Origin of the sequence: Chitinophaga barathri (assembly GCF_003807585.1) — a bacterium.
In the GTDB taxonomy this organism is placed as follows: domain Bacteria; phylum Bacteroidota; class Bacteroidia; order Chitinophagales; family Chitinophagaceae; genus Chitinophaga; species Chitinophaga barathri.
In genome coordinates, this window is the sequence record NZ_RMBX01000014.1 from 202,409 (window position 1) to 228,147 (window position 25,739).

The window sequence follows — 25,739 nt, forward strand, 5'->3', positions numbered from 1 at the left end:
AAAAGGGAGGTTGGTCGAAATTCCATTTTGAAAGCCTCCCGGAGGAGGTTATTTTGCATAAAACACAGCACCTTGAGCGAAATGCATACACGAAGGATCAACTGGAAAAAGCTGGCAATCTACGTCCCGTTGATAGTCCTGCTCATACTTACCACTTTCCAGTTCCACCTCAATTTCAGGGGAGGTGCCGCTATATTGAATATCCGCTGGGAAGTGAGCTTGAGCTATCCGGACAACCTGGCACTTTTTGGTATAAGCTATGTGTTGCTGAAACTTGCTATTTTTTCTGTTTGTTATTTCTGGCTGTATCCCCGCTTTATGCGTCAGCGAAAATATGGCTTGTGGCTCTTATGGGCAGTAATCATATGGCTTGGCGCCACGCTGGTACGTTACCTGGTGGAACAGGTGATCTCCCCCGCGTTGTTCAATTACAGCAACTATCCTTCGGACTACAACAAAATCGAATATAACATTGATAACTTCTACTGGCTGATTCCCTGGGTTGTGGCCGGCACGGTCATTCCTTTCATCGAAGACTGGTTTCGCATGAAAAGGGACCGGCAGCAGCTGGAGATACAGCGTACGAAGGCCGAGCTCGCCCTGCTTAAATCCCAGCTGAACCCGCATTTTTTATTCAACACCCTGAACAGCATCTATTCGCTTGCCTACCAGCAGTCCCCCAAGGCTCCCGATGCTATTTTAAAGCTGTCGGAGGTTATGCGATATGTGTTGTATGACTCCGAGGGCCGCCTGGTTCCCCTGGAGAAGGAGCTGCAATATCTTCACAGTTTTGTGGACCTGCAAAAAGCGCGCTTCAAGGAAACCATTTATGTGGACCTCCTTGTGAGCGGTAGTGTTACGACACAACAGATAGTGCCGGTGTTGCTGATCGCCTTCGTGGAAAATGCTTTTAAACATGGCGAGCTGTATGATCCCAAAGACCCCGTGCTGATACAGGTGAATGTTGACGGCCAGCGCCTGCATCTCATAGTCCAAAACAGGATCAGCAACACGTTAAAAGACCAGGCCGGCGGGATTGGCCTGCCCAATATCCGAAGGAGGCTGGAGCTGATGTACGAAGGTAAATACCAGCTTGATATACGTAATACGCCAACGCATTACATTTGTGAACTGGAGCTGGACCTGTCTGCCTCACAAGCAAACCATCAAAGTGCCGCCAGGTGACAAAGGAAAACACCGGGTTATGCCCCGCGCTTAATACAACAGCAAATCAGATCATACATGCAAAAGATCCGATGCATCGCAATAGATGACGAACTGCTTGCCCTGGATGTAATGGAAGATTACATCCGGAAAATCCCTTTCCTGGAGCTTTGCGGCACTTACCAGCATGTGCTGGAAGCTTTGCCTGCGATTGAACGCGGCGAGGTTGAACTGGTTTTCCTGGATATACAAATGCCGCAGCTTACCGGCCTCCAGTTCATGAGGCTTATTCATGGCAAGGCCAGGGCTATCCTGACCACCGCATACTCCCAATATGCCGTAGATTCCTACGAGCACGAAGCCATCGATTACCTGATGAAACCTATTGCATTCGACCGGTTCTATAAATCAGCTCAAAAGGCACTCGCACTCATACGCCCTCAGCAGTCCGAATTTCCACAGGAAAAGGCGCCTACTGAAATCCCTCCTTTTATCTTCGTCAAAACCGACAGCAAAATGGTAAAAGTGATGCTTTCAGAGATCAGGTACGTGGAGGGGCTGAAGGATTATGTAGCCATACACACCCTGACGGACACGATCATCACCCTCCAGAACATGAAGCGGATGGAGAGCATCCTGCCGCTGCCGCATTTTGCCAGGGTTCACAAATCCTACCTGGTAGCACTTGAAAAGATCGACAGCATAGAGCGGAACCGCCTTTTTGTCGGCCCGGACGTAATTCCGGTGGGCGACACATACCGGGAGGCTTTTTTCCAGCTGATAGAGCATGGGCGGTAAACCAGATTGACCGTCGCCCCCCACCGGCCTGGAATACGCACCCGGCTAAATATTCATGATGAAAGGTTTCCACATCCGCCGATTCCTTCTTAATTTCCCGTTAACTAAAATCACCCAGCTTTATGAGAGTTCTATTCCCAGCCCTATTGGCGGCCTCTCTGTACCTGCCCGCAAAAGCCCAGACCACAGAAGCCTATTTTACCACATACCCGACCCTCACCCCCGACGGCCAGACGGTGATCTTCAGCTTCGAAGGCGACCTTTGGAAGGCAGATATCCAGAACCCGCACGCCACCCGCCTTACCGCCATGCAGGGGAACGAAACGCTTCCCAAAGTATCGCCCGACGGCAAATGGATCGCATTCACCGCGTACCAGTTCGGTAATGCGGACGTCTTCCTGATTCCGATAGACGGCGGGGAAGTAAGACAACTTACCATGCACGAAGCGTCCGACCAGATGGAGTCCTGGAGCTGGGATTCCCGCTCGGTATACTTTACCTCCGGCCGCGCCGGCAATGCTACCAGCTACAAAGTAGGCATAGACGGCGGTACGCCCGTGCGCATATTCCCCCATTATTTTAACCTCATTCACAACGTAGTGGAGCATCCCTCCTCAGGCGAGCTCTTCTTCAACGATACCTGGGAAAGCAGCAACCAGGCAAACCGTAAACGTTACAAAGGGGACTTCAACCCGGATATTCAATCCTACATACCCGCTACCAAGGCATACAAACGGTATACGGACTATCGCGGCAAAGACCTCTGGACTACCATAGACCGCAAAGGCAACATCTATTTCACGTCGGATGAAGCCAACGGCGAATACAACCTTTATACATTCGCCAACGGCGCTAAAAAAGCCCTGACCAGCTTCCCTACCTCCATCAAAAGACCCTTTGCCAATGCCAATGGCGGCAAAGTGGTGTTCGAAAAGGATTACCAGGTATGGATCTACGACGTAGCCGCGGGCAAAGCGGAAAAACTCCCCGTCAAACTCTTCCGCAATCCGGTACTCCCCAAGGAACAAGGCTTTGAAGTAAAAGACAGGATCAGCCACTTCGACGTTTCCCCGGACGGTAAAAAACTGGCCTTCATCTCACGTGGCGAACTCTTCGTATCAGACATTGAAGGCAAATTCGTACGCCAGCTTTCCCGCCCCGCGGAACGCGCCATGCAGGTGCAGTGGCTGGCGGACAACCGCACCCTCCTGTTTAACCAAACACTCAACGGCTACCTGAACTGGTATACCATTCCCGCAGATGGCAGCGGTACGGCAAAACAACTCACCGGCGACAAACGCAATAACCGTCAGCTGACTATGAACAAAACCCGTACACAGGCTGTATATCTCAGCGGGCGCGATGAAGTGCGGGTAATGGACCTCAAAACCCTTGAGTCTAAAACTGCGGTGAAAGATGAGATCTGGGCCTTCCAGAATGCCGATCCCCGCTTCTCTCCCAATGATGAATACATTGTATTTACCGCATACCGCAACTTTGAATCAGACATCCTGGTTCACAACCTGAAAAAAAATACCACCACCAACCTCACCAATACCGGTGTTACAGAAACCACACCCTATTGGTCCCCCGACGGAAAATATATTTATTTCACCTCTTCACGCACCAAACCTTCTTATCCCTTTGGAATGAGCAACGCCAAGGTATACCGCATTCCGCTGGAAAAGCTGGACGAGCCTTACCGCGCGGATAAATTCGACGAGCTTTTCAAAAAAGAAGAAAAGAAAGATACTTCCAAAACCGCCGCCAAAACTCAACCCGTCACCGGTTCCATTACCATCGACGCAGACAGGATCATGCAACGCACGGAACAGATCAGCCCCGACTTCGGCGGCCAATATGGTCCCTACCATATTTCACAGAAAGGAGATAAATCCACCGTTTATTTCTTTTCCAATCACGCAGACGGAAAAGGCGCGCTGTGGAAAACCGTCATCGAACCCTTTGAAGAGAACAAAACAGATAAGATCGCCGGCACTGAAAGAGGCGCCTCTACTATTTGTGAAGTGGACGGAAAACTGTATGCGCTTTCCGGCGGCAATATCAACAAACTGAACCCGGACGCCAACAAACTGGATGCTATCAACATCAACATGTCTTTCTACCGGAACCTCGGCACCGAGTTCCGCCAGATATTTTATGAAACCTGGGCCAATGTGGAAGAAAATTTCTACAACGCAGACTTCCACGGCACCAACTGGACCAAGCTCCGCGACGATTACAGCCGCTACCTTCCATACATCAATAATCGCGGGGACCTGCGCATTCTGCTGAACGACCTGCTGGGCGAACTGAACTCCTCGCACCTTGGCTTTAACAGCTCCGGCGATGAAGAAAAGATTACGCTGAGCTACCGTACCATGGAAACGGGTATCGAGTTCGACAATCAGCAGCCTTACAAAGTAAACCGCATCGTAACCAATAGCAGTGCAGACAAACATGGCATAGACATCCGCCCCGGCGATGTTCTTACCAAAGTGAACGGCACCGCAGTAGAAACCAATCTCTGCCGCGACCAGTACTTCACCCGTCCTTCTTTCGAAAAAGAGATGGTGCTCTCCTTCGAGCGCGGCGGTAAAACTTTTGACGTAAAGCTGCACCCACAGCCTTCTTATTTTATCGGCAACCAGCTCTATGATGAATGGATCGCGGGCAACGAAAAACGGGTGGACCAGCTCAGCAGCAACAAAGTGGCTTATACCTGCATGAAAAACATGGGTACTTTCGAGCTGGAAAAATTCCTCATCGATATGGCGGCCAAGCTGGGCAGTAAAGATGCGCTCATTCTCGACCTACGTTACAACACCGGTGGCAACGTACATGATGAAGTGCTGAAATTCCTCTCACAACGCCCCTACCTGCAATGGCAATACCGTGAAGGAAAACTGTCACCACAGCCAAACTTCGCACCTGCCGGCAAACCGATCGTGCTCCTGATCAACGAACAATCTCTCAGTGACGCGGAAATGACCGCCGCCGGTTTCAAAGCGCTGAAGCTGGGCAAGATCATCGGTACAGAATCTTACCGCTGGATCATTTTTACTTCCGGCAAAGGCCTGGTGGACGGTTCTTTCTACCGCCTCCCATCCTGGGGCTGCTACACGCTCGACGGCAAGAACCTCGAAAAAGAAGGCGTTGCCCCGGACATTTATGTAAAAACCACCTTTGCGGACAGGCTGGAAAACAAAGACCCACAGCTGGAAAGAGCCGTACAGGAAGTACTCAAAGACCTGAAATAGAACAGGGCGCTTGAATGAATGTGCCTGCAGAAATGTTGGCAGTGAAGCATTCAGGCCATTCACATATTTCATTCAACGCCTTTAGAAGGGCGGCACTACAGGGTGCGCTTATGTTTACATTTATCGATAACCTTCAGGAGATATTGTTATGAGTAAACTTACTTTTTCACTTTTGTTCTGCCTTTTAATTTGTTCCCAAATTTCGGTTGCACAAAAAAACGAAATTGACAAAAGGTTAAAAGGGCTGGACACTTTAGTAGCCCGCGTCATGAAAGACTGGCATGTTGCCGGCCTTGCGGTAGCTGTCGTAGAAAAAGACAAAGTGATCTATTTAAAAGGTTTTGGATACAGGGACTATGAAAACAAACTTCCGGTCACCCCCAATACCGTATTCTCCATCGCATCCTGCACAAAGGCGATGACTGCGGGCCTCATCGGTATTTTGGCGGAGGAAAATAAGATAGATATCAACAGGCCCGTACGAAATTATTTTCCTGCTTTGGAATTTTACAACGAACAGCTTAGCAGTTATGTAACGATAAAGGATATGCTGGCACACCGTACCGGTTTGCCGAGACATGACTGGTTAACACATTCAAAGCAAGACATACCGATAGACAGTATTGTGTACCGCATCCGGTTTTTAGAACCCTCCGCAGGCTTTCGGGAAAAATTCCAGTATTGCAACCTGATGTATACTGCTTTGGGCGGCTTTGTGCAAAAAGTTACCGGTAAATCGTGGGAGCAAAGTATGAAAGAAAAGATACTTGATCCACTGGGCATGCGCAACACTACCTGCCTTATATCCGATCTGAAGAATGCGGTTGAATATTCAAAAGGATATACCGTAAGAAATGATACCATCATTCCCGGTAAAATGAGCAATTCAGGCGCAAATCCCGCTGGCAGTATCAATTCTTCTGTCAACGATATGGCGCAATGGCTGATTGCGTTGATACACGAAGGGAAATACAGGGATAAACAGGTCATACCCGCCCGTTTTATAAGAGAAGCCACGTCACCCCAGGTGAGCAACCCGTCCAGGCCCAGGCCGGGCTTGCCCGCCTACCCGGACATTTATTTTGGCGATTACGGATATGGCTGGAACCTTTGTTCGTACCGCGGACATTATTTGGCTACGCACGGTGGCGACCTTCCACTTTTTTCATCCACCACCGCGTTATATCCAACCGATAGCATCGGTATTGTTGTGCTGGTTAATAAATTCGACGCCACTATTTCAGAGATCATCCGTGACTATATTGCCGATAAATTATTAACGCTGCCTTTTAAAGATTGGAACAAAGAACTTCTTGCCCTGTACCAGCGCAACAACAGCGGGAACAAGCCCGCGCCTGCACCGGAAATAACGGTCGTTCCCTTGTCACATCCATTGACAGACTATACCGGGATATATATTCATCCCGCTTATGGAAAAGTCCAGGTCACATTATCAAACGATACATTGCGGGCTGCCCATAATGATGAGCCTATACTTTTCAGGCATTATAATTATGACATATTCAGAGCCGGCGTGCCTGGCGGCAGGTTACGTTTTCAAATGAATAAAGAAGGGAGAATAATATCTATGGCAGCGGCCCTTGAGCCGGAGGTAAAAGATATTGTTTTTGTAAAAAGCAATTACTAAACGGTCAACAAGATGCTGGTCGTATTGTTCCTGAAAAAGGGCTGCCTCAAAAGTAATTTTTACCTTAATTTATTCGGGCACCTGGTGGCGCGATTTTTTATTTAAGCGATGATCAATCCCATTCGTTTTTACTTTTGAAGCAGTCCTTTTTTTATGCCAGCTCCTGGTCGATAAATGCCTGCAATTCTTCCTGCCGCAGCAATATGCCCCGCAATGCCGTTCTCACGATGAACTGCGGCACCGGGTCCTGGTACATGCGGATGATAACCGGCCTGTCTTTCCCCGGGCGGGCCCATTTCTCAAACCCGCCGGGAATAAACCGGAACTGAAAGCCCTTCGATAATAAGAACGAACGGAAGGTATCCAGGCTGACGCCGGATGAAGAAAGGTTGTTCATGGTAATGATTGTTTTGGTGATCTAATGGTTAAATGCTCAGGAAACATATGCCTGCGGTTGCGGCATATCAAGGGTGCAGGTGAACCCGCGTACCGGCGAGCCGCTTTTGATCAGCTCCAGCATATCTTCCAGCCCGGTATTGTCATCCAGCGGCGGCCAGATCAGTTCATCCCCGAAAGTCCAGCCGCGGACGGCAAGGTCTTCCTCCAGCAAGCCTTTCTCCAGCATGTCCTTAAAATACGCCCGGAGCACCACCTCCAGGCAATCTTTGGCCTCCCGTCTGGAAGCGCCGTAACCAGTGAGGTCCAACCCGGGCAGGTGCGCATGAAAACAACCCTGGTCGTCCTCAAATGTGTAGCCCTGGATCTTTACCGGGCAATAATCCTTGGCCGGCAGGTCAAACGAAAATCTCTCCATAAGATGAATTTTTTCACTCTGCCAAAACTAAAGACTTCCCGAATTGACACGCAAAAATTACCCTGAGACTTTCTCGTGTTAATTATATAATATCTCAGGTTTTTGAATGGATTCTGAAAAGTATAATTATTAACTTGGCCCCCATGAAAAGGATCACCTCAGCACTGCTGCTTTGCCTCTTTGCCGCCACCACCGTGCTGGCGCAAGACCGCAACATCCGCGTAATGTCTTTCAACATACGTTACAACAACCCGAAAGACAGCATCAACGCCTGGCCCAACAGGAAAGATAAGGTAGCCTCCCAGGTACTGTTCCACCAGCCCGTGCTCCTGGGCGTCCAGGAAGCCCTCTGGGACCAGATGGATGACCTCGCGCAAAGGCTTCCGCAATATAAATTTGTAGGAGTAGGCCGCGACGACGGGCAGAAAAAAGGCGAATTTTCCGCAATCTTTTATGATACTACCCGCCTCCAACTGCTGCAATCACATACCTTCTGGCTCTCCGAAACCCCGGAAGTGACCGGCAGCAAAGGCTGGGACGCCGCCATCTGCCGCATCGTAACCTATGCCCGCTTCCGCGACAGGATTACCAAAAAAGAATTCTACCACTTCAATACCCACTTTGATCACATCGGTAAAATCGCGCGCCGCGAAAGCGCCAAACTGCTGCTGGAAAAAATTGCAAAGATCAGCGGCAAACTGCCCGTGGTGATCACAGGCGACTTCAACGCCACACCGGCGGACGAGCCCATCCGCGTGATCACGGATGAACAGAACCCGCTGCACCTGAAAGATTCAAAACCGCTCAGCAAAATACCGCATTACGGCCCGGACTGCACGTTCAACAGCTTCAAGGCGCATGAAACCGCCGAAGACCCGATCGACTACATTTTCCTGAAAGGCCCCTGGAAAGTGCTGCAACATGCCACCATCACACAAACCTGGAAAGGCCTGTTCGCTTCGGACCACTACTCGATATTTGCCAATCTCACCTTATAAAGAAAAAGCCCCGGCGATATGCCGGGGCTTTTTTTTAATCCTTCTTTTCTTCCGCAATCCGCGTCGGCGCATCCTTCCCTCCTACAATAGTGCCGGAGCTGATGGCAATTGCTTCAATAATATCCGCGATATTTTTCATGTCCAGCGATTCCACTTCATCGTTCACGCTGTGGTACAGCGTATCCTTATCTATCTGCGTGGTGGAAATAGTGTGGGCGGGCACCCCGAGGCGCGCGAGCGTAGCATTGTCCGACCGGTAAAAGAGCCTTTGCTCCGGGTAGGGGTCCGGGTGGAACTGGAAGCTGGAGCCTTTCAGGTTTTCCTGCAATATCTTCCCGAAATCGGATCTTTCAAAACCGGTGATAAATGCACTGTTGCGGCCAAACTTGGACTCTTTCCCGATCATTTCAATATTAAACATCGCCACGATCTTTGCAGGATCGAGCTGTTTGGAAAAATAACGGGAGCCGAAACCGCCGATCTCCTCGGCTGTGAACGCCACAAATATCACGCTGCGCTCAGGCGCATGTTCTTTAAAATAATTCGCCAGGAGGATCACCGCCGTAACGCCCGATGCATCATCGTCCGCGCCGTTGGCAATGCTGTCTTCCTCCACGGCTTTCTGGATACCGATGTGATCGTAGTGACCGGAGAAGATTACGTATTCATCCGGTTTGCTGCTGCCTTTGATCATCCCGGCCACGTTGTGGAGAAACTTCGGGTCGGTCGCGGCGGCGGCGGAATCCAGTGAAACTACCTTCCGGCCGCTGGTGGCAAACCGCTGGCGGAAGTCTTTTTCGCCGGGAAGCGGCTGCAGGCCTGCTTTTTTGAATTCATCTTCTATAAACAGGGATGCTTTTTCTATTCCCGGTGTGTAGGTCATGCGGCCCTGCATACTATCTGCGGCTAAAGTGCTGATGATGCGGCTCACTTCCGTTTCGCTGATCTTTTGCGCCTGTGCGGGCATGATTCCCGCCGCCAGGGCGCCTAAGAGGCATAGTGCGCTTAATTTCATGGCTGATAAAGATTTCGATAAAAATAATGGAAATATCCTCTACAATTTCTCATTACTTTTGAAGATGAAAGGCCAAGATATGTCCAATTCAAACCTAAGACCCGATGAGAACCGGCTGAGTGCTGCTGAGAAGGAATTCGAGAACAGTATCCGGCCGAAAGAGATCGAGGATTTCTCCGGGCAGGAGCAGATCATTGAGAACCTCAGAATTTTCATCAAAGCAGCTAAAATGCGCGGCGAAGCGCTGGATCACATCCTGTTCCACGGCCCTCCCGGCCTGGGCAAGACCACCCTTTCCCGTATTGTGGCAAACGAGCTGGGCGTAAATATCCGCGAAACTTCAGGCCCGGTGATAGAAAAACCCGGGGATCTCGCCGGGCTGCTCACCAACCTGGAAACAAATGACGTGTTATTCGTGGATGAGATACACCGCCTGAGCACCGTCGTGGAAGAATACCTGTACTCCGCCATGGAGGATTACCGCATAGATATCATGATCGATTCAGGCCCCAACGCCCGTTCCGTTCAGATCAACCTCCACCCTTTCACCCTCGTGGGCGCCACCACCCGTTCCGGCCTGCTCACAGCACCCCTCCTGAGCCGTTTTGGCATCAAAAGCCGCCTGGAATATTACACCGCCGCTACGCTTCAAAAGATACTCTGGCGCGCCGCCGGGCTGCTGGGCTCTAAGATCACCTCCGATGCCGCGGCTGAAATAGCGCGCCGCTCCCGTGGCACACCACGTATAGCAAACGGCCTGCTGCGCCGCGTGCGCGACTTTGCCCAGGTGGTAGGCAATGGGGTGATAGACCTGGAAATTGCCCAGTTCAGCCTCAAAGCGCTGAGCGTGGACGAATATGGACTGGATGAAATGGACAACCGCATCCTGAATACTATCATCGAAAACTTTAAAGGCGGCCCGGTAGGCATTACCACCATCGCCACGGCCGTGGGGGAAGAAGCCGGCACGCTGGAAGAAGTGTACGAGCCGTTCCTGATACAGGAAGGGTTTATCAAACGTACGCCCCGCGGGCGCGAGGTGACGGAAAAAGCGTATACGCACCTGGGTAAGACCCCGCTGAAAGGCGGATCGAACCTTTTGTTCTAAAGGAGCACTTCCTATAAAGACATAAAAAAAGCACCGGAGTTCCGGTGCTTTTTTCTTTTAAACTTCTTTCTCTCTTAATCTTTCACGACCAGCCTGAAGCCATTGCCGTGTATATTCACGATTTCGATATTTGAGTCGTCTTTCAGGTATTTCCGAAGCTTGGCGATGTATACGTCCATGCTTCTGCCGTTGAAATAGGTGTCGCTGCCCCAGATCTTCTTGAGGGCCACTTCGCGCGGCAGCAGGTCGTTTTTGTGCTCGCAGAGCATATGCAGCAGCTCGTTTTCCTTGGGGGAAAGCGTATGGCTGTCCGTGGCTTTGCTGAGGGTGCGGAGCCTTGAATTAAAATGATATTGCCCGATCTTAAACTCGAACTGCTCTTCTTCCTTATTGTTCAGCTCCTGGTTGCGTTTCAGGATGGCTTTTATTTTGAGGAGCAGCAGCTCACTGTCGAAGGGTTTGGAGATATAATCGTCCGCCCCGAGCTTGTAACCCTGTATGATGTCTTCCTTCATGGTTTTGGCGGAAAGGAAGAAAAGGGGGATATCGGGGTCCACATCACGGATCTCTTCGGCCAGCTTAAAACCGTCCATATTGGGCATCATGATATCCAACAGGCAGATGTCGAACTTCTCGCGGCGGAAAGCGGCGAGCGCCAGGATGCCGTCCCTGCACAATTCCACGTCGTAATCGTTCAGCTCCAGGTAATTTTTCAATACCATGCCGAGGTTGGTATCGTCTTCCGCCAGCAGGATCTTTGGTTTGCGTTCTTCCATATCTAAATGATTTTAAGCTGCAACAAATATAACGGATAAAGATGAAACCCGGTTCCGGGCTATCTTTTCTTGACAAGGGAGCTCATGGCATGCCGGAGGTTGCTGTAGTTGATCATGTCCACCTTGATGCTGCCCACGGAGATGGGGCTGTCCACCCGCAGGGGTATCTTGTTCCCGTCGTCGCTCACCCATACGGTCATCTGCTCCCCGCCCTCGAAGATGGTGCCTTTGATGAGCAGGGGCTTGAATTTGATGGCCCTGAAGGTGCCGTAGCGGGTGGCTACTTCTTCCTTGCCGAGGTAGCGGATATAGATATTATACACTTCATCGTCCAGGAACATGGTGAAGGGTATTTTATCTTCCGGTTTGTATTTGGAGAAATCGATGTTCCGGGCGTAATAGATGGCGCTGATCACGTCCTGGATACAATTGGGCACTTTAAAGGTGCCGTTTGTGCTGGTGGCCGTGTTGGATTCGCGGTTGAAACCCACGTTGTTGTAGATCGTATGGCCGCCCTCGCTCACATTGCGGATAAAACGCATCGGCAGCATGGTGGCCGTATCGATATAACTTTCGTATTTGTCGCGCACTTTGAAGATCCAGTCGTAAGTGCGGTAGGTGCGGCCTTCGCCTACTACGTGATAGGCGTCTTTCCCGTTATACTTTTCCAGTTTGGAGGTAAAGGTGGCTTCGCCGGCGCCTACGAAAACGCTGCCGAGGTTGTAGAATACCTTGAATGTGATGGATTCCCCCGCTTTGAAGCTGGTATTGGAGATGCCGCAGAAGTTGTCCTGCGCGGCTGCGCCTGTGGCTAAAAAAGTTAACCCGCAAAATAACAATAGAAAATACTTCATCGATCGATCGCTATTTGTCCTTGAAAATTTTTACCCCCAGCAGCAAAATACTGCCGATGGCAGCGGGTAATACCAGGTTTATCAGCCAAATGGCTACGGTGGCGGCCAGAATACCGGCAGTGTTGGTGCTCAGCATCCCCAGAAAATGGAGGCTGACGCTTCCCCTGAGCCCGATCTCCGCGATGGCGATAGTGGGTAACACCGCCATTACAATATAGATCACGTTGATCATCAGGAAGCCCTGCCACCATACAAATGACACGCCCAACGCATATAATAAAATCAAATATTGTGCCGAGAACACCAGGTAACGCACTGCGCTCAGGAGCAGCAGCTTCTCCAGTTCTTTCGGGGAATATCGGGCAATGATCTGTATGAACACCTTTATCTTCCGGAGCCAGGGTATTTTGTCCACCAGGGTAACAATAATCCGCAACCGAAAATAAAGGATAAAAACGAGCACACAAATGACCGTGAGTATACTTAACAGTAATTTCTCAGCCGTTTCAGGCTTAAAATACCCGCTCCGGCCAGTAAGTCCATATTTATTAATATAATAAATAAACCCTATCATCCCGAAAACGATGGTGATGATCAACTGGGAGAAGCTGCCCACGATGGTGGCCGCAATGGCTTTCAGTTTGTTGGGATTGCGGAGGTAAAGGATGCGCCCGCCATACTCCCCGATACGGTTCGGGGTGTTCACCGAAAGGGAAACGCCGCTCAGGATGGCGCTGAAAGCTATTCTGAACGGAACCTCCTCCAGGGGTTTTACCAGCAATTGCCACTTCCGGGCCTCGATCCCCCAGTTGGCAAACATCATGATCACCACCAGTATCAGCAGCTTCCAGCCCCGTTCCAGTACCATTTCCTTCATATGGGTCCAGGCCGCAGGCAGGTTCTGCTGGTTCTGCACCTGTTGGTAGATGGCGAAGGTTAACCAGATGCACAACGCTCCGCCCAGCACGTAATTGAGGATTATTTTGGTACTTTTGTTCAGACGTTTCAGAGTTTTGGCAAAAATAGTCTCCGCTTGGCAAACAATACGAAAATAATTCTTGGCATAGATCCCGGGACCATCATCATGGGATATGGATTGATTGCCGTTACGGGGCAGCAGCTGGTGATCATTGAAATGGGCGTGCTTAAAATGAATCCCAAGAAAGACCATTACGAGCGGCTCCAGGCTATTCACAACCGGATGATCAGTCTCATCGGCCAACACAAACCTGTTAGTTGCGCTATCGAAGCTCCCTTCTTTGGAAAAAACGTGCAGAGTATGCTCAAGCTCGGGAGAGCCCAGGGCGTGGCGATTGCCTCGGCCATGCAGGCGGGGCTGAGCGTGTCTGAATATTCCCCCAAAAAAGTTAAACAATCGATTACCGGTAATGGTAATGCTAATAAGGAGCAGGTCTGGCAGATGCTGCAGCGGATACTCAAATTCAGTGAGCAACCCGAATACCTTGATGCCACGGATGCTTTGGCTGTAGCGGTGTGTCATCACTTCCAGGAAACCAGCCCGCTCGCAACTGCCAGCAAATCAAAAGGCTGGGATAAATTCCTTCAGCAGCATCCGGAAAGGGTTTGCAAGCCGTAGCATCAATTGAACAAAAGAGGGAGGCCGATGTTTGTTAATTGAGAAAATGTACTTATTTTGAACTAAATTAAGGCTGAGGCGCTTTAAAAGTACCGTAAAGCGCAAACTGCAACGTTACAAATGAAATTTTATTCCTTTTATCACCCCTAATATTTTTCGTAGATGGATACGAAGGCTAGAATATTACTAGTGGAGGATGATTATAACCTGGGTGCAATTACCAAAAAACGTTTGGAAGAATCGGGATACGAAGTGACGCATTGCTCTGATGGTGAAATTGCCTGGAAAACGTTTCAAAAAAGCCTGTACGACATATGCCTGCTGGATGTAGTGATGCCCAAAAAGAACGGGTTTGAACTGGCCAAACAGATCAGGCAGCGTAACGACCTTATTCCTATTCTTTTCCTGACCTCCAAATCACAGGACGAAGACAAGATCAGCGGATTCAAACATGGCGCGGATGACTATGTAACAAAACCTTTCAGCATGCAGGAACTCCTGCTGCGCATAGAGGTTTTCCTCAAACGTACCCGACCCCTGAACGCAGACAAACGCACCACCTTCACCGTGGGCAAAACCACATTCGATTACGGAGAGCTGAAACTCATGGATAAAGCCGGCAAACTCAAAGCCAGCCTCACCCAGAAAGAAGCGGACCTGCTGAAGTTCTTTTGTGAAAATGCCAACAAAACCCTCAAACGCGAAGAGATCCTGTACCATGTCTGGGGTAAAGACGATTATTTCCTGGGAAGGAGTATGGACGTTTTTATCACCAAGATCAGAAAACACTTCCTGGACGATAAGGACGTGAAGCTGGAGACACTCCACGGCATCGGTTTCAAATTCTATGTAACGACCTTGTAAATTACAATCCCGCTATTATCCGCTCCTGTACCTGCTTAAACTCCTCCGGGCTCAATTTCAGTTTGGCACGCGTAAAGTTCAGATCATCAGCAGAATTGATGGGCACCAGGTGCATATGCGCATGCGGCACTTCAAGGCCTACCACACACATGCCTACACGATTGCAGGGCACCGCCTTTTCTATGGCTTTGGCAATGGGTTTGGCAAACAACAGCCACTCGGCCATCAGCTCGTCGCTTACGTCAAAAAACTTATCGGTTTCCACTTTGGGCACGATCAGCGTATGACCCTCCATGAGCGGAAAGATATCCAGGAAGGCGTAGAAGTGATCGTTTTCTGCAATGCGGTAACTCGGTATCTCGCCTTTGATGATCTTGGAAAAAATGGTCATGATAATTGATTAAGCAACAACTAAGCTACGTTATAAATCCCCATAAAAAAAGGCCCCAAACGGGGCCTTTTCAATATTCAGCGCCGTACGTCTATACGGTGATGTTATCGATCTTAAACTTCATGGTACCATTCGGCGCCACCACATCCGCTTCTTCTCCTACCTTTTTGCCCAGCAGCCCCTTGCCGATAGGTGAGGTCACGGAAATTTTACCCAGCTTCAGGTCCGCTTCTTTTTCGGACACCAGCTGGTAGGTCATCGTTTTTTTGGTACCCAGGTTGGTAATGGTCACCTTACACAAAACGGAAACCTTAGAGGTATCAATCTCATCGGCCTCCACTACCCTGGCGTTGGCAATAACATTTTCCAGTACGGCGATCTTAGCCTCGTGAAGACCTTGCGCCTCTTTGGCAGCATCATATTCAGCATTTTCCTTCAAGTCCCCCTTTTCCCTCGCTTCAGAAATTGCCTTGGCAATCTCAGCCCTGCCTTTGGTTTTGAGTTGCGTAAGCTCAGTCCTCATTTGCTCAAGGGATTCTTTGGTTACATAATTTACGCCAGACATAACCTTGTTTTGATTTAGTATAAAGAAAAAAAAATTAACGCCCCCGCTTGCGCAAAGACGTCAATTCAGTATGATTATCGCAAATATAACGAAAATATGTTGTAGCCTCTACACCCTGTTTCACATATAAAAATCGCTAATATAGAGACTTCCCGGCCTGCTAAACGTTTAGCTTTTCCAGCACCACTTTCGCCATTTTGATACTCGCTTCATGCGAATAACCCGCGATATGAGGAGTGATCACCACCCGCGGATGGTCCAGCAGAAAACGGAACTGCTGTTTCTCCGTTTCCCCGAAAGTGTCCAGCTTTTCATTCTCCAGCACATCCAGCCCGGCGCCTGCCAGCGTCCCGTTTTCCAGTGCCGCAATCACGTCCGCCGTGCTTACCACTTTGCCGCGGGAAGTATTGAGCAGGTATATGGGCTTGGCAAAGGAACTGAAAAACTCCAGGTTCCCCATATGCCGCGTTTCGTCGTTCAGCGGCAGGTGAAAACTCACCACATCCGCTTCGCGGAACACCGTTTCGATATCCGCCTCTTCCACGGATTCGTTCCCGAAATCCTTCTTGTATTTATCATAAGCCAGGATGCGCATGTCGAAGCCGCGCAGCTTGCGCGCAAAGGCGCTGCCGGTATGGCCGTAGCCGATGATGGCAACGGTTTTGCCACCCAGCTCCCAGGCCCGGTTGCCATCCCGCTCCCAGATGTTCTCCCGCAATTCCAGGCTGCTTTTCAGCAGGTTGTGCATCAGCATGACGAGCATGCCCACTGCCTGCTCCCCCACCGTTTCCCGGTTGCCCTCGGGGCTGCTGGCGCAATGAATGCCTTTGCTTTCGGCGTATTCCACGTCTATCAGCTCCATGCCCGAGCCCAGGCGGCCGATCCACTCCAGCGGGCCGGCGCGGTCTATCACAGCTTTGTCTACTTTAATGCGGGTGGTAACGATCAGGCCGTTCACATCGTGAATGGATTGCAGCACTTCGTTGTAGGTAATGGAAGGCTGGTAGTTGACAGTGTAACCTTTGGCCTCCAGTTCGTTGATCAGGTATTCGTGAACTTTGGCGGTGATTAATACTTTTTTGCTCATAACATGTGTTCAGCCAGGGCTACAAAATCCGCTACGGAAAGTTCTTCTGCCCTTTTTGTAAATATCGGTTCCTGTAAATATTCTTTGTTGAAATGGCCTTTCAGCGGGTTGCGCAGCTGTTTGCGGCGTTGGCCGAACGCGGTTTTTACCAGCAGTTTGAACTTCTTTTCGTTCTTCACCTCGTGCGGTTTCTCCAGCCTCGTGAGCCTGATGACGGCGCTTTTGACCTTTGGCGGCGGGTTGAAGCAGTTTTCATGTACTTCAAACAGGTATTCTATTTTGTAGTACACCTGGAGCAGTACGCTCAGGATACCGTATTCTTTATTCCCATGGCTGGCCGCAATACGCTGCGCCACCTCTTTCTGGAACATGCCCACTACCACCGGCACCTGGCTTTTCCATTCCAATACCTGGAACATGATCTGCGTGGAGATATTGTAAGGAAAGTTGCCGATGACGGAAAACTGCCCTTCGTAGGGAGGTTTCATCTCGAGAAAATTTTCATTGATCAGCTTCCCGTGGATAGCGGGATAGGTCTGCTCCAGGTACCGCACCTTTTCCGCATCCAGCTCCACTGCCTTGAACTGCACGGGCAATTCAAGCAGGTATTTCGTGATGGCGCCCGCACCGGGGCCTACCTCCAGCAGCTGCATGCCTTCCTCTACGGGCAGGGCATCCACAATCTGCCTGCACATGTTCTCATCCCGGAGGAAATGCTGACCTAATGACTTCTTGAGCGTATACATGAAATGGAATAAGCTGCAAATTTAAGGAATCCTTGCCAGTTTGCCCCCGCCCGGTAATCTGTCAACTATTCACCGTATATTTGTCTGATACTTTTACCCGTACAACATATGAGCACAGCCACTTCACATACGAACCGCCCCGTGATCGGGATATCAGTTGGAGACCTGAACAGCATCGGCATGGAGATCATCATCAAGACCTTCGCGGACAACCGAATGCTCGAACTTTGTACGCCGGTGATCTTTGCCTCGAACAAAACGATCAATTTTTACCGGAAGCTGCTCAATGAAAACAACTTCAATTACCAGTCCATAAAGGACTTCACCCGCCTCAATCCCAAACAGGTGAGCGTGTTCAACTGCTGGGAGGAAGAAGTGCAGATCATCCCGGGCATCCTGAACGAGACCGGTGGCAAATACGCCGCCCGCTCGCTGGCCGTAGCCATCGAATGCCTGAAAGACGGGCAGGTAGAAGGTCTCGTGACCGCCCCCATCCACAAAAAGAACATCCAGAGCAAGGATTTTGACTTCACCGGTCATACCCCTTACCTCCAGAACGCTTTCCAGAGCAAAGACGTGCTGATGTTCATGACCGCCGAAAACATGCGCGTGGGCCTGCTTACCGAGCACGTACCCGTTGCCGAAATAGCGAAGTATGTTACTAAAGAAAACATCCTCAGCAAGCTGAATATCATGAAAGACAGCCTGGTGAAGGACTTTGGCATAGATAACCCGAGGATCGCCGTGCTGGGGCTGAACCCGCATGCGGGAGACGAAGGGCTGATAGGCGACGAAGAGATCAAACACATCACGCCCGCTATCAGGCAGGCCAAACATAACGGCATCCTCGCCTTCGGCCCCTACAGCGCCGATGCGTTTTTTGCCCGCGAAATGTTCACCAGCTTTGACGCCGTGCTGGCCATGTATCACGATCAGGGCCTGATCCCATTCAAATCACTGGCAAACGGCGAAGGCGTGAACTACACGGCGGGCCTGCCCATCGTGCGCACCTCCCCGGACCATGGCACGGCTTTCGATATCGCCGGTAAAAACACCGCGGACGAAGCTTCTTTCAGACAGGCGGTATTCACCTGCCTCGATGTGATCGAAAAGCGGAGAACATACGCGGAAAATACCCGTAACCCGCTGAAGAAAACAGAACTGATCTCCGAAAAAGGCGCGGTATAAACTAGAGGTAAAAAGAAACCATTTCCATAAATCCTTCCCCTTCCTCATAGAACAGCTCGTTGCGGCCGTTCAGCTTAAATTCAATGTCCTGCAGGGAATCCACTCCCGCTACATCGCCGCGTAATACGGAAATAAGGCGGAACACCTGCGGCCTGCTGTAGGTATAGAACTTCCCGTCTATAAAAGCTTCTATTTTGGCCTTCACCGCCCCATACATGGGCAGCGTATGCTCCGGGATATAATCTTCCGGCAACATGTAATCCATCACCACCACATTGGTCTTGTTCGGCGTGCGGAACACCTGCATCGTGTTCAGGAAAAGCTCATCCGGGATGTAATGGATAAGCCCCTCAAATACAATAATGGTGGGCTTATCGGGAGAATACCCCGCATCCCGGAGCTTATCCAGCAGATGCAGGGTATCTGTGATATCCGCCTGAATGAAATGAACAATGGATGGATCAGGCAAAAGCCTGTTGTATAACGATGATTTTAAATCAAGATGCGAGCTGTCCACCTCGTAGATGCCGCTGATGGCTGCGCGGTAGTTTTCCTGGAGCCAGAGGGAAAGCGGGTCCAGCCCGGCGCCCATGATGCATACCTGCACCGGCACGCCATCCTGTAGATATTGATCCAGCAGGTGACGGACGAACTTTTTGCGGTAGATCACTATTTCCGTAAAGTCTTTGAAGATCTTGCCGATCTCTCCTGAAATTTCCTGGACGTCCCCGAAATCGAGCATGGAGAAGTATTGGGCGGTAAGCCCCGAGGTGTAGAGCGGGCGGGCCTGTAACAGCACTACAGCAGCTGTGGGCGCCACTTTGAGTTTTTGATCAAGTAGTTCCATCCTGTGTCCTTTATGGGTATACAAATATGCGCCGCGCGGACGATGAAGTTAACAAACTGCGCTGCATCCCGTTTTCAGTTATGGAACACGATTACTTTCTTTTGCCTGCGTATAGATAAGATTGAATGGAATTAACGTATGCCTGGAATGCCGCTTCGCCTTTGGGCGTGATCTTACAAATGGTCTGCGGGTAATTGTCGCGGAACTGTTTGATCACTTCGATATATTCAGCTTCTTTCAGCTTGTTGATCTGCACGCTGAGATTGCCCGCCGTAGCGTTTGTCTTTTCCTTCAGGTAGGTGAATTCCGCTTCCTGCTCACTGATCAGTACAGACATCACTGCCAGCCTCAATTGGGAATGTAATACCGGGTCCAGTTCTTTAAAGTCCATCAACAGTTGTTTGGTGTTATGAAAATTACGGGCAGTAGGTTGTACTGCCCGTAAAGTAATAAAATTATTGGACCTGTTTGATCAGCTCTTTTACATATCCTTCGCCCCAGTTTGGCGCGATGTCGCTTTCGGGTTTGAAAGTGGCGAATTTTTTCAGCGCGATGTCAAACATCTCTTTCGCCCTTGTTTTGCTGCCGCCAAATGCTTCAGGCGTGTACATCGCGCTCTGGCCTTTCAATACGAACACACGGGGATTTTCCGGGTTTTGTTTCTGCGCGGTTTCCAGCAGCTCTGCGGATTCGGGGCCGTATTTCATACCGCGGGTCATCGGGTCCACCCCAATGCGGGCGGATGCGATCAGGGAAAGGATGCAGGAGATCTCGGAATCAGGGCCTTTTAACGCCTGCGCTTTTTCGATATTCAGCACGGATTTGTCGATGATCTCGTCTGTTTTGCTTTTGTTTTCAGTCATAAACGCCTCGTTCACGCGGCAATAAGCGGCATAGTAATAAGGCAGCCATTGTGTCTTTTCGGCTTCCGCAATGCGCTCAAAAGTATTGGCCAGCTGCTGCATGCCGCCTACGGTAAACGTACTGTTACTGTCCAGCAAAGCTACCTGCTGTTTCATGGCGCTTTTGTACTGGTCGCTCTGCGCCTGTACGGTAAAGATGGTGCCGGCCACAGCCATTAAAGAAAAAAGGATCCTTTTCATATTAGTCGGGTTTTAAGATGTTATTGTCTGTCGATCGTTTCCTGCCTGCGGTCTATACCAAAACTCATGAACATGCCCACAAAAAAGAAACGCGGCGCCATCGGGCCTACCATGTTTCTTCTCAGGCCGTCTGAAGAATAACGGAAACCATACTCCTGGTCGTTGCCCAGCACGTTCGTAATGCTCAGCACAAATACCGTAAACCCTTTCCCGATAGTGGTGAGATAGTTCACGTTCAGGCCCAGTGTGTTCAGCGTACGCGTGCGGTCCTGCATGAACTCGCTCCGGGGGCGGTTTGGATTGTAATACGGCCTGCCGGTGGCGAATGTATACGTGGCGCCGATATTCAGCTGCACGGAAGGAATATAATGTTTGTACACCAGCGATGCGGTATGATTGGCGGCAAAGTCCGGCTGTACTTCGTACGGATAATTGAGGTAATCGCGTTTGGTGTCCAGGTAGGAGTAAGACACCCAGTAGTCCACGTTCTTAATACTTTTCCGGTCCCTCCAGAACAGCTCCGCGCCTTTCGCATAGCCGGTACCGTTATTGTTGAAAGAAGGAACGGTTTTAAGCAGGTCGTGATATTCTTTGTAAAACACTTCACCCCTGAAGGTGAAAAACTCCGTTACGCGCTGGTAGCTGGCAATGTAGTGCGTAGCCCGCTGGTAGTTCAGGTCACGGAAAAAACGCAGGTACTGCTGCTCCGGTTTCTGGTAAAACTCGCCGTAGGCGAAGGCCACCTGGCTTTTCGCGTCCAGCTTGTAGGCAAGGGACGCGCGCGGCGCGATGTTCGCGGCTTTCAGCACGGAAGTATATTCAAAGCGGGTACCAAAGCGGCCTACAAAACGCGGCGTGAAATAAATATCCGCTTCCGCGAAAGTGGCGCTGTAGCTGTCCACATAGTCCGCGTGCATATTGTTCAGCGCGCTTCTTTCATCCGCATACTGGAACTCGCTGCCCACGCGCAGCATGGAGAACTTGCCGAGGTTTTTGCTGAGCACTGCCCTGAACTGAGAGAAGTCCTGGCGTGCGTTCACACGGCTGGGTTGCGGCGATTTGTTGATCGTGTCCATGTAGATCTTGTCGCGGTTTGTGCTGAAAGAGCTGCCCAGCTGGATGCGCCAGCCGTTGCCCAGGCTTTCTTTCCAGCTTACGTTCGTGTAAATGTATTTGTTCTCGACCCTGAATTCTTCCTTTTCCCCCGGGTACTCCAGGCTTTCGCCGAGGAAGCCGAATTTGTTCCAGCTGCCGGTCACAAAAAGTTTCAGCATACCGGTCTTCGAGGTTTTCAGGCGGTAATTGGTGGAGAAGTTGAGGCTCTGGGGGGCTACCACGGGCTCCTGTTTCTGTTTTACCAGTTTAAAATACGGGCTGAGGTTCGCGTAGTCCACTTCAAAGCCGTATGCTTTCTTTTTATCGTTGGAAAGTTTGTCCACACCCACGCTGCCGCCGATGGTCATCACGCCGAGTGAATAGGATGAGCGCTCGGGCAGATCGGTGGATTCGAGGATCAGCGCGCTGGAGAGGCCCTGGCCGTAGAGCGAGGAATAACCGCCGCTGCTGAAGGTAGTGCCTTTAAAAAGAAAGGGCGAAAAACGGCCGCGGGCGGCAAAGTCCGGCATACCGGTGGAGAAAGGATTCCGCACCAGCATACCGTCAATGAAGGTCTGCGTTTCCGTACCAGTGCCGCCGCGCACGAAGAGCCCTTCTTTTTCCCCTACCTGCTGTGCGCCGGGCAGGGTTTTAAGCGCGCTTACGATATCGCCGTTTGCCCCCGCGGTGGTCACGATGTCCAGGGGTTTGAGCATGGTGTTTTTCTTTTCGTCGCTGGCTTCGAAGCTGCCGGCGGAGATGGTCACCATTTTCAGTTCGTTCACGGTTTCTTTCAGTACGAGGTTAAAGTCCTGGAGGGCGCCCAGTTCTGCTTTGATTTCAAGCGTCTGGAAGCCGGTGAGGGAAGCGGTGATGATGCGTTCCCCGGTGGCGGAGGTGGTAAAGGAAAAACTGCCGTCTTTGGCAGAGGTGGTGCCGTCGTAGGAACCTTTAATGGCGATGTTGACACCGGCGAGGGGCCGTTTTTTGGCATCGGTGATCTTCCCTTTTACGGTGACCGATTGGGCCCGTAAAAATATAGGGAGAAGAATGAGGAAACAAATGGCAAATGGCTTGAGCATACAGTTAGATTAAATGGCATATCAAAAGTAGACTAGTTTATAATATAAACCTAACGATCTGTTAAAACCGGCGGGTAGTGAAAACAGGCTGGCATTGATTATCAAATAGTTTCGGGTGAACTATTAGGTAAACGGGGGCAAAAACCCGGTGAAAACGGCGGAAGGATCAGCGAAAACCTCGCCCATCCTCCGGCCATCCTCCGACCATCCTCCGACGATCCTCCGACCAAAGTACCTCAAACCCTTGCTACGACCGAACACGGTCGGAGGATCGTCGGAGGATGGCAGTAGGATGTCAGTAGATTAGTAGAAAGGAGAGTAAAGTATTTGTAATTGATTATGAATTTATTATCTCAAATACAGGTAGGCAGACCATACATTTATAAGAGTAAAACTGTTTTTTAGATATTTCAGGAAAAACGGGGCTTGGGGGGTACAAAAAAGCCTCCCGTTTGCGCGGGAGGCTTTTAATATTGACAGCAAAAATGCTATTAAGCGAATCTGGGTTTCAGTTCGTCTGCCAGGGCGATCATTTTTTTGATGCCATCTTCGGGCAGGTTGCCTTTTTTGAATTCACCCAGTACTTCCGGCAGGCGCACTTCCATTTCGTGTTGGAAGGCATCTTCGAAAGCGCGGATGTTTTTCACGGGCACTTCACGCAGCAGACCGTTAGTACCCAGGTAGATGATAGCTACCTGTTTCTCAACGCTGAACGGGCTGAACTGGGGTTGTTTCAGGATTTCCACGTTACGGGCACCTTTGTCCAGTACGGATTTGGTAGCCGCATCCAGGTCACCGCCGAATTTGGAGAACGCTTCCATTTCACGGTAAAGCGCCTGGTCCAGTTTCAGGGTACCGGATACTTTTTTCATGGATTTGATCTGTGCGTTACCACCTACGCGGCTTACGGAGATACCTACGTTGATAGCCGGGCGGATACCTGCGTTGAACAGGTTACCTTCCAGGAATATCTGGCCGTCGGTAATGGAGATCACGTTGGTGGGGATGTATGCGGATACGTCGCCGGCCTGTGTCTCGATGATCGGCAGGGCCGTCAGGGAACCACCGCCTTTCACGAGGTGTTTGATAGATTCGGGGCAATCGTTCATCTGCTGAGCGATGTCGTCACGCGCGATGATCTTCGCGGCGCGTTCGAGCAGGCGGCTATGCAGGTAGAATACGTCACCGGGATATGCTTCACGGCCGGGGGGGCGGCGGAGCAGCAGGGATACCTCACGGTAAGCCACGGCTTGTTTGGACAGGTCATCATAGATGATCAGTGCGGGACGGCCGGTGTCGCGGAAGAACTCACCGATGGCTGCGCCGGCGAACGGAGCGTAGAACTGCAGCGGAGCGGGCTCAGATGCAGAAGCGGCTACGATCACGGTATAAGCCAGAGCGCCGTTGTCTGCCAGGGTTTTCATCACACCTGCGATGGTGGATGCTTTCTGGCCGATCGCTACGTATATGCAATAAACCGGTTTGCCGGCTTCGAAGAATTCTTTCTGGTTGATGATAGCATCCACGCAGATGGCGGTTTTACCGGTCTGGCGGTCACCGATCACCAGCTCACGCTGGCCACGGCCGATGGGGATCATCGCGTCGATCGCTTTGATACCTGTCTGCAGCGGTTCCTTTACGGGTTCGCGGTAGATTACACCGGGAGCTTTACGTTCCAGGGGCATTTCATATAATTCGCCAGAGATGGGGCCTTTACCATCGATCGGTTCGCCGAGGGTGTTCACCACGCGGCCTACCATGCCTTCGCCCACTTTGATGGAAGCGATCTGCCTGGTGCGGCGTACGGTGGCGCCTTCTTTGATACCTGCGGAAGAACCCATCAATACCACACCCACGTTGTCTTCTTCCAGGTTCAACACGATGGCTTTTACACCGTTCTCGAATTCAACCAGCTCACCGGAGCGTACGTTGTTGAGACCATATACACGGGCGATACCGTCACCTACTGACAGCACGGTACCAACTTCTTCCAGTTCTGCGGAGGCGTTGAAGTTGCTCAGTTGCTGGCGTAATATCGCCGAAATTTCATCTGGCTTAATGTCAACCATTGTTATGCTTTTTTAAAAGAGTCGTTAAGGTTTAAACTAAATATAACGACAACAGCTTTGCGGATACGCAGCGGCTGCTGTTAAATACAATTATCTGATCTCGGGCACGTAGATGTTCTTGAGGAACTGTTTCTTAATGTCCATCAGGTCGCGGAGCACAGAAGCGTCGAACAGGTTGTTGCCTGTCTCCAGTACAAAACCGCCGATCAGGTCGGGATTTACGGCTGTTTCCAGCTGTATCTTGCGCCCTGTGGATGTTTCTACTTTCTCGCGGATCATGTTGAGCAATGCGGGCTCCAGGGGAGCGGCGGAGGTCAGTTTTACCTGTGTGATCTGTTTGATCGCATTGTATTGCCTGATGAACTCACCGGCTATTTCAGCCAGTACTGCTTCCCTTCCTTTGATCGCCAGCAGGCGGATAAAACCAGTGGTAATACCGCTGATCTTGCCATCCAGGATGGCGCCCAGTATCTTTATTTTTTTATCGGCTTTAATTACCGGGCTTCTCAGCAAAGCCACCACGTCCGCATTGCTGCGGGTGATCGCCTGCAACAGCAGTATATCGCTGTGCACTGCATCCAGCTCGTTCCTCTCCACCGCCAGGTCTATCAGCGATTTAGCGTATCTGGTTGCTAAACGGGGATTCTGCATAATGTTTTATTCAGCCGGT

The 25,739-nt window shown here is 50.6% G+C and carries 25 protein-coding genes; 9 read left to right on the forward strand and 16 right to left on the reverse strand.

The genetic code is table 11. The annotated features are described in order from the left end of the window. Positions 1-81: 81 nt before the first annotated feature. From EG028_RS23555 to EG028_RS23570, 4 genes are all read left to right on the forward strand, one after another. Positions 82-1,185, forward strand: a complete 1,104-nt coding sequence (locus EG028_RS23555; protein WP_120518711.1) for a sensor histidine kinase — start codon at positions 82-84, stop codon at positions 1,183-1,185. A 57-nt stretch (positions 1,186-1,242) separates the two neighbouring features. Further along, on the forward strand, positions 1,243-1,962 hold the full coding sequence (locus tag EG028_RS23560; protein ID WP_120518710.1) for a LytR/AlgR family response regulator transcription factor: 720 nt from the start codon (positions 1,243-1,245) through the stop codon (positions 1,960-1,962). Positions 1,963-2,084: 122 nt separating this feature from the next. Beyond that, the gene (locus EG028_RS23565; protein WP_120518709.1) at positions 2,085-5,222 is read left to right on the forward strand and encodes a S41 family peptidase; all 3,138 of its coding nucleotides are present in this window, start codon (positions 2,085-2,087) and stop codon (positions 5,220-5,222) included. Positions 5,223-5,370: 148 nt separating this feature from the next. Further along, positions 5,371-6,870 carry a serine hydrolase gene (locus EG028_RS23570; protein ID WP_120518708.1) on the forward strand — a complete coding sequence of 500 codons (1,500 nt, stop codon included), beginning with the start codon at positions 5,371-5,373 and terminating at the stop codon, positions 6,868-6,870. Positions 6,871-7,021: 151 nt separating this feature from the next. Here EG028_RS23570 and EG028_RS23575 read toward each other — a convergent pair whose 3' ends face one another. Together EG028_RS23575 and EG028_RS23580 are read right to left on the reverse strand one after the other, a co-directional pair. Then, positions 7,022-7,267: a hypothetical protein gene (locus EG028_RS23575; RefSeq protein WP_120518707.1), complete on the reverse strand. Its 246-nt coding sequence runs from the start codon at positions 7,265-7,267 to the stop codon at positions 7,022-7,024. Positions 7,268-7,303: 36 nt separating this feature from the next. Continuing rightward, the gene (locus tag EG028_RS23580; protein ID WP_120518706.1) at positions 7,304-7,684 is read right to left on the reverse strand and encodes a hypothetical protein; all 381 of its coding nucleotides are present in this window, start codon (positions 7,682-7,684) and stop codon (positions 7,304-7,306) included. A 143-nt stretch (positions 7,685-7,827) separates the two neighbouring features. Between EG028_RS23580 and EG028_RS23585 the strand changes: the two genes are divergently transcribed. Beyond that, positions 7,828-8,682 carry an endonuclease/exonuclease/phosphatase family protein gene (locus EG028_RS23585; protein ID WP_120518705.1) on the forward strand — a complete coding sequence of 285 codons (855 nt, stop codon included), beginning with the start codon at positions 7,828-7,830 and terminating at the stop codon, positions 8,680-8,682. A gap of 34 nt (positions 8,683-8,716) precedes the next feature. Here the strand turns inward: EG028_RS23585 and EG028_RS23590 are convergent, their stop codons facing one another. Further along, the gene (locus tag EG028_RS23590; RefSeq protein ID WP_120518704.1) at positions 8,717-9,697 is read right to left on the reverse strand and encodes a M20/M25/M40 family metallo-hydrolase; all 981 of its coding nucleotides are present in this window, start codon (positions 9,695-9,697) and stop codon (positions 8,717-8,719) included. A 79-nt stretch (positions 9,698-9,776) separates the two neighbouring features. Between EG028_RS23590 and ruvB the strand changes: the two genes are divergently transcribed. Next, positions 9,777-10,805 (forward strand): Holliday junction branch migration DNA helicase RuvB, encoded by a 1,029-nt coding sequence (gene ruvB / locus EG028_RS23595; RefSeq protein WP_120518852.1) that lies wholly within the window; start codon positions 9,777-9,779, stop codon positions 10,803-10,805. Between the two features lie 74 nt (positions 10,806-10,879). Here the strand turns inward: ruvB and EG028_RS23600 are convergent, their stop codons facing one another. From EG028_RS23600 to EG028_RS23610, 3 genes are read right to left on the reverse strand one after another with little or no spacing between them, the layout of a single operon-like run. Then, positions 10,880-11,581 carry a response regulator transcription factor gene (locus EG028_RS23600; RefSeq protein ID WP_120518703.1) on the reverse strand — a complete coding sequence of 234 codons (702 nt, stop codon included), beginning with the start codon at positions 11,579-11,581 and terminating at the stop codon, positions 10,880-10,882. A 59-nt stretch (positions 11,582-11,640) separates the two neighbouring features. Beyond that, positions 11,641-12,435 (reverse strand): DUF3108 domain-containing protein, encoded by a 795-nt coding sequence (locus EG028_RS23605; protein ID WP_120518702.1) that lies wholly within the window; start codon positions 12,433-12,435, stop codon positions 11,641-11,643. 10 nt (positions 12,436-12,445) lie between these two features. Further along, positions 12,446-13,402, reverse strand: a complete 957-nt coding sequence (locus EG028_RS23610; protein ID WP_162946611.1) for a lysylphosphatidylglycerol synthase domain-containing protein — start codon at positions 13,400-13,402, stop codon at positions 12,446-12,448. Positions 13,403-13,468: 66 nt separating this feature from the next. On the opposite strand from EG028_RS23610, the gene ruvC reads away from it, so the two are divergent. Both ruvC and EG028_RS23620 read left to right on the forward strand, forming a co-directional pair. Continuing rightward, positions 13,469-14,032: a crossover junction endodeoxyribonuclease RuvC gene (gene ruvC / locus EG028_RS23615; protein WP_120518700.1), complete on the forward strand. Its 564-nt coding sequence runs from the start codon at positions 13,469-13,471 to the stop codon at positions 14,030-14,032. A gap of 162 nt (positions 14,033-14,194) precedes the next feature. Next, the gene (locus tag EG028_RS23620) at positions 14,195-14,896 is read left to right on the forward strand and encodes a response regulator transcription factor (RefSeq protein ID WP_120518699.1); all 702 of its coding nucleotides are present in this window, start codon (positions 14,195-14,197) and stop codon (positions 14,894-14,896) included. A 1-nt stretch (position 14,897) separates the two neighbouring features. Here the strand turns inward: EG028_RS23620 and EG028_RS23625 are convergent, their stop codons facing one another. The 4 genes from EG028_RS23625 to rsmA form a co-directional block, all read right to left on the reverse strand. Continuing rightward, positions 14,898-15,287 (reverse strand): HIT family protein, encoded by a 390-nt coding sequence (locus EG028_RS23625; RefSeq protein ID WP_120518698.1) that lies wholly within the window; start codon positions 15,285-15,287, stop codon positions 14,898-14,900. Positions 15,288-15,378: 91 nt separating this feature from the next. Further along, positions 15,379-15,852: a transcription elongation factor GreA gene (gene greA, locus EG028_RS23630; protein ID WP_120518697.1), complete on the reverse strand. Its 474-nt coding sequence runs from the start codon at positions 15,850-15,852 to the stop codon at positions 15,379-15,381. A 160-nt stretch (positions 15,853-16,012) separates the two neighbouring features. Next, the gene (locus EG028_RS23635; RefSeq protein WP_120518696.1) at positions 16,013-16,939 is read right to left on the reverse strand and encodes an NAD(P)-dependent oxidoreductase; all 927 of its coding nucleotides are present in this window, start codon (positions 16,937-16,939) and stop codon (positions 16,013-16,015) included. After that, positions 16,936-17,685: a 16S rRNA (adenine(1518)-N(6)/adenine(1519)-N(6))-dimethyltransferase RsmA gene (rsmA, locus tag EG028_RS23640; RefSeq protein WP_120518695.1), complete on the reverse strand. Its 750-nt coding sequence runs from the start codon at positions 17,683-17,685 to the stop codon at positions 16,936-16,938. Before rsmA ends, EG028_RS23635 begins: the two co-directional genes overlap by 4 nt. Positions 17,686-17,793: 108 nt before the next feature. Here rsmA and pdxA point away from each other — a divergent pair, with 108 nt between their 5' ends. Then, on the forward strand, positions 17,794-18,873 hold the full coding sequence (gene pdxA / locus EG028_RS23645) for a 4-hydroxythreonine-4-phosphate dehydrogenase PdxA (RefSeq protein ID WP_120518694.1): 1,080 nt from the start codon (positions 17,794-17,796) through the stop codon (positions 18,871-18,873). 1 nt (position 18,874) lies between these two features. Here pdxA and EG028_RS23650 read toward each other — a convergent pair whose 3' ends face one another. From EG028_RS23650 to atpH, 6 genes are all read right to left on the reverse strand, one after another. After that, positions 18,875-19,720: a class I SAM-dependent methyltransferase gene (locus tag EG028_RS23650; RefSeq protein ID WP_120518693.1), complete on the reverse strand. Its 846-nt coding sequence runs from the start codon at positions 19,718-19,720 to the stop codon at positions 18,875-18,877. A 91-nt stretch (positions 19,721-19,811) separates the two neighbouring features. Further along, the gene (locus EG028_RS23655) at positions 19,812-20,111 is read right to left on the reverse strand and encodes a winged helix-turn-helix domain-containing protein (protein WP_120518692.1); all 300 of its coding nucleotides are present in this window, start codon (positions 20,109-20,111) and stop codon (positions 19,812-19,814) included. A gap of 64 nt (positions 20,112-20,175) precedes the next feature. Further along, on the reverse strand, positions 20,176-20,823 hold the full coding sequence (locus EG028_RS23660; RefSeq protein WP_123864776.1) for a hypothetical protein: 648 nt from the start codon (positions 20,821-20,823) through the stop codon (positions 20,176-20,178). A gap of 20 nt (positions 20,824-20,843) precedes the next feature. Beyond that, entirely contained in the window at positions 20,844-23,000 is a 2,157-nt protein-coding gene (locus tag EG028_RS23665; protein WP_120518690.1) for a TonB-dependent receptor, read from the reverse strand. 491 nt (positions 23,001-23,491) lie between these two features. After that, positions 23,492-25,069 carry a F0F1 ATP synthase subunit alpha gene (gene atpA, locus EG028_RS23670; protein WP_120518689.1) on the reverse strand — a complete coding sequence of 526 codons (1,578 nt, stop codon included), beginning with the start codon at positions 25,067-25,069 and terminating at the stop codon, positions 23,492-23,494. Positions 25,070-25,159: 90 nt separating this feature from the next. Further along, positions 25,160-25,720: an ATP synthase F1 subunit delta gene (gene atpH / locus EG028_RS23675; protein WP_120518688.1), complete on the reverse strand. Its 561-nt coding sequence runs from the start codon at positions 25,718-25,720 to the stop codon at positions 25,160-25,162. Between the last annotated feature and the right edge of the window lie 19 nt (positions 25,721-25,739).

Bases quoted from the DNA above. Each gene is read 5' to 3' on its own strand.
- EG028_RS23555 (WP_120518711.1), top strand. From the start codon at position 82: ATGCATACACGAAGGATCAACTGGAAAAAGCTGGCAATCTACGTCCCG.
- EG028_RS23560 (WP_120518710.1), top strand. From the start codon at position 1,243: ATGCAAAAGATCCGATGCATCGCAATAGATGACGAACTGCTTGCCCTG.
- EG028_RS23565 (WP_120518709.1), top strand. From the start codon at position 2,085: ATGAGAGTTCTATTCCCAGCCCTATTGGCGGCCTCTCTGTACCTGCCC.
- EG028_RS23570 (WP_120518708.1), top strand. From the start codon at position 5,371: ATGAGTAAACTTACTTTTTCACTTTTGTTCTGCCTTTTAATTTGTTCC.
- EG028_RS23575 (WP_120518707.1), bottom strand. From the start codon at position 7,267: ATGAACAACCTTTCTTCATCCGGCGTCAGCCTGGATACCTTCCGTTCG.
- EG028_RS23580 (WP_120518706.1), bottom strand. From the start codon at position 7,684: ATGGAGAGATTTTCGTTTGACCTGCCGGCCAAGGATTATTGCCCGGTA.
- EG028_RS23585 (WP_120518705.1), top strand. From the start codon at position 7,828: ATGAAAAGGATCACCTCAGCACTGCTGCTTTGCCTCTTTGCCGCCACC.
- EG028_RS23590 (WP_120518704.1), bottom strand. From the start codon at position 9,697: ATGAAATTAAGCGCACTATGCCTCTTAGGCGCCCTGGCGGCGGGAATC.
- ruvB (WP_120518852.1), top strand. From the start codon at position 9,777: ATGTCCAATTCAAACCTAAGACCCGATGAGAACCGGCTGAGTGCTGCT.
- EG028_RS23600 (WP_120518703.1), bottom strand. From the start codon at position 11,581: ATGGAAGAACGCAAACCAAAGATCCTGCTGGCGGAAGACGATACCAAC.
- EG028_RS23605 (WP_120518702.1), bottom strand. From the start codon at position 12,435: ATGAAGTATTTTCTATTGTTATTTTGCGGGTTAACTTTTTTAGCCACA.
- EG028_RS23620 (WP_120518699.1), top strand. From the start codon at position 14,195: ATGGATACGAAGGCTAGAATATTACTAGTGGAGGATGATTATAACCTG.
- EG028_RS23625 (WP_120518698.1), bottom strand. From the start codon at position 15,287: ATGACCATTTTTTCCAAGATCATCAAAGGCGAGATACCGAGTTACCGC.
- greA (WP_120518697.1), bottom strand. From the start codon at position 15,852: ATGTCTGGCGTAAATTATGTAACCAAAGAATCCCTTGAGCAAATGAGG.
- EG028_RS23635 (WP_120518696.1), bottom strand. From the start codon at position 16,939: ATGAGCAAAAAAGTATTAATCACCGCCAAAGTTCACGAATACCTGATC.
- rsmA (WP_120518695.1), bottom strand. From the start codon at position 17,685: ATGTATACGCTCAAGAAGTCATTAGGTCAGCATTTCCTCCGGGATGAG.
- pdxA (WP_120518694.1), top strand. From the start codon at position 17,794: ATGAGCACAGCCACTTCACATACGAACCGCCCCGTGATCGGGATATCA.
- EG028_RS23650 (WP_120518693.1), bottom strand. From the start codon at position 19,720: ATGGAACTACTTGATCAAAAACTCAAAGTGGCGCCCACAGCTGCTGTA.
- EG028_RS23655 (WP_120518692.1), bottom strand. From the start codon at position 20,111: ATGGACTTTAAAGAACTGGACCCGGTATTACATTCCCAATTGAGGCTG.
- EG028_RS23660 (WP_123864776.1), bottom strand. From the start codon at position 20,823: ATGAAAAGGATCCTTTTTTCTTTAATGGCTGTGGCCGGCACCATCTTT.
- EG028_RS23665 (WP_120518690.1), bottom strand. From the start codon at position 23,000: ATGCTCAAGCCATTTGCCATTTGTTTCCTCATTCTTCTCCCTATATTT.
- atpA (WP_120518689.1), bottom strand. From the start codon at position 25,069: ATGGTTGACATTAAGCCAGATGAAATTTCGGCGATATTACGCCAGCAA.
- atpH (WP_120518688.1), bottom strand. From the start codon at position 25,720: ATGCAGAATCCCCGTTTAGCAACCAGATACGCTAAATCGCTGATAGAC.